The sequence below is a fragment of the Archangium sp. genome (assembly GCF_036389735.1).
GTDB lineage: Bacteria > Myxococcota > Myxococcia > Myxococcales > Myxococcaceae > Archangium.
Genome location: NZ_DASVWK010000918.1, coordinates 1 through 2,266, shown reverse-complemented (window position 1 = coordinate 2,266; position 2,266 = coordinate 1). Strand labels below are relative to the sequence as shown.

The following is a 2,266-nucleotide window of genomic DNA, read 5'->3' as shown; positions in this document are numbered from 1 at the left end:
CGCGGGCTCCACCGGAATCGGCGGCGACTCGACACCGGGAGCCTGCGCCGCCGCGGTCCACGCCAGCAGCAGCCCGAGCGCGAGCGCTACTGCGACTCCCAGCTCAGCTTGAGCTCGAGTCCGAGGTTGCCCAAGGCGTTCTCGATGTTCTCGTTGTCCCACTGGGCTCGCGCGGAGAGGCGGTTGTCGAAATGGTACTCGGCTCGCGCGCGAGTACCACGTCCGCTGACGGGTTGCGTCAACCCAATCTTAAGCTGCTCCGTGAGGAACTTCGACTCCAAGCGAGCGGTCGGCTCCGCCTGCTGCGTGGCGTCGTTGTAGGTGGTGGAAATCTGGAGGGACAGGTCCTTGAGGACGGGGTTGTTGGGCAGGAAGCGCTTCACCTGCTTGTCCAGGCCGGAGATGTTGAAGAAGGCCTCGGCGGCGAGGCCCGCGCTGGCCGAGGCCGCCGTCTCCTTGTCCGTGCTCGTCAGACCCAGCGTGAGAAGCGAGATGACATCCCCCTCGGACAGCCCCGGCTCCGAGGTGAGGAGCACCTGGGGAGCGGCCGGACGACCAAAGGCATGCAGTTTCACCTGGTACTCGCGCACCTGGGCCTGGGCGCGCAGGTCGAACACCGGGTCGATGCCGAAGCGGTCCTGGAACTCGATCTGTCCGCGGTTGATGGTGAACTGGTTGTTGCGGAAGAAGGCCTGACTGCCCTCCTCCGTCTCGACGGTGCCGAGGACACCCGGGCGCACGTTGGTGCCGGTGAGGCGCAGCGAGCCGAGCAGGCGCGTGCGGGCGAGGTTGTTGTCCACGCGCACATCACCCAGGTGCATGCCGACATCGAAGGTGAGGTACTCGCGGGGCCGCTCCGTGGCGGTGGGCAGCACGCTGCGCCGGGCGAGCCGCTTGAGGATGTCGTCCAGCTCCAGGCCGCGGCGGTAGCGCAGGTTGCGGATGTCCAGCGCGCCGCCGAGCCGCAGCGCGTCCGGGTTGCCGGTGAGCCACAGCTGCCCGGTGGTGCTGAAGGGCAGGTCCTCGTGGAAGCGCGTGGCCACGTCGGTGAGGGAGAGGTTCACCAGCACCTCGGCGGGCTGGAAGCCATCCAGCCGCACGTCGCCGCTGGCCTGTAGGCGGCCCTCGTTGAGCAGACCTTGGAGCGACTCCAGGAGGATGTGCTCCTGGGTGAACGCCACCCGGCCGGACAGCGCCCGGAGCGACAGCGGCTGGTCCCTCAGGGACATGCGGGCGTCGGTGACGAGGACCGCGCCCGCGAGGGTCGGGGCGCGCGGGCTGCCACCGGCCACGGCGCTGAGCTCCAGCTGGCCTCCGGTGCGCACCAGCATGGGCGAGAGGGACTCCAGCAGGCGCAGGTCCATGCTGCCGCGCAGGAAGAGTTCGAGCCGCTCGAGCCCCACCCAGCCAGCGGCGGACAGCTCGGTGTCGGGCCCGCGGAAGGTGAAGGAGGGCACGTCCAGCCGCCCGTTGGCGTAGCTCAGGGCGACGGGACCGTCGGTGGCTCCGGAGAGTTCGCCGCGCGAGAGGGTGAGCCGCTCCACCGTGGCGTTCATCTGGATGGCCTGGGCGTTGAGCAGCGCGCCCTGCGCCATCACCACGGCCTTGACCGAGCCGGACAGCTCCTGCGTGAAGGCATTGGTGGGCAGCAGCGGGCGGATTTCCGGCAGCTCCAGCGTCACCGCCGCGTCGAAGGAGTACGGCTCGCGCACGCGCAGCCGGAGGATACCGCTGGTGTCGCGAGAGGGACGACCCGCCACCATCAGCTCGCGCCCGGCCAGCCGCGCCTCGAGGTCCATGCCGCCCAGGCTGCGATCGGCGAACGTCACCTGCGGGCCCCACACGCGGGCGGTGGTGATGGGCAGGTCCGTGTCGCCCTCGACCTTGCCCTCCATCGCGAGCGTGCCCTGCACCCCCAGGCGCTTCGCCGACTCGGGCCCGACGAGCTCCGCCAGGGACAGGCCGTCGCCCCCGAAGCGGTAGTCCAGCTTGCCCTTGTCGGGCCCGGCGAAGAAGAAGGAGCCCTCCACCCAGGTACGGCCCAGCGGGCCCTCCAGCACGGAGCGCTCCAGCACCATGGCCTGGCCATCGTCGAAGCGCAGCCGGGCCGAGCCGTTGCCCATGTGCCGCCCGTAGTACAGGGTGTCCTTGAACTCGAGCGCCACCAGGCCCGCGAACTGGTCGATGGGGCTGTCGATCTCCACCCGGCCCGAGACCTCCCCCACCAGCGGCCCCTGCATGACGGAGATGGTGGAACTCAGCCCGG

General features: G+C 70.2%; 1 protein-coding gene. It reads right to left on the bottom strand.

What is annotated here, in order from left to right:
• Nucleotides 1–86: 86 nt before the first annotated feature.
• Nucleotides 87–2,266, bottom strand: a 2,180-nt coding sequence (locus VF794_RS32675) for a translocation/assembly module TamB domain-containing protein (RefSeq protein ID WP_331117033.1), incomplete at its 5' end; no start/stop codon positions are given.